Origin of the sequence: Acinetobacter sp. (assembly GCF_036666595.1) — a bacterium.
Lineage (GTDB): Bacteria > Pseudomonadota > Gammaproteobacteria > Pseudomonadales > Moraxellaceae > Acinetobacter.
Genome location: NZ_JAVWVO010000155.1, coordinates 1 through 523, shown reverse-complemented (window position 1 = coordinate 523; position 523 = coordinate 1). Strand labels below are relative to the sequence as shown.

General features: G+C 37.1%; 1 pseudogene. It reads right to left on the bottom strand.

Annotation, left to right across the window (positions count from 1 at the left end):
• A pseudogene (locus RR876_RS17345) lies at positions 1-446 on the bottom strand (hypothetical protein); the annotation flags it as partial.
• Positions 447-523 lie beyond the last annotated feature (77 nt).

Here is a 523-nt window from a genome sequence, read left to right as displayed (position 1 = left end):
CGATCTAAAGTATCTTCTTCACGTTGCTGCATTTGTTGTTGATACTGGGCCGTCAAAAGATGGACTTGTTTTAACATCTGTTCGGTTTCGATAAAATTCTGTTTCCGATCTTTCTCTAAACGATCAATATTTAAAAACTGATCCCAATGCAGTGCTTTGAGTTCACGTAAATACTGATTTCTTGCTTCAGCATTTTGAATCATATCGCTCAGGACAAAGTCTGCCATCACTTTATAATCGCCCTGCAAATGATTATCCGACACATTGATATCGATCGGTTTCGACCAATCTTGGGCTTGCTGATAAATGAGTTCGGCTTTTTCATACAATACCGTTTGATAGTCTTTAATTTGGCTTAACTCGTCTTGTTGTACCGAATACTGATAAAACATCCAACCAAATACGGTACATGTCGCTAACGCTAAGATTAAAAAAATCTTTGGCATACGAGACTCCCTTAGACTGACTTTTCAATATGATAACGCGATTCAGAATACAACTGGTTATTTATTCAGCGAAAATA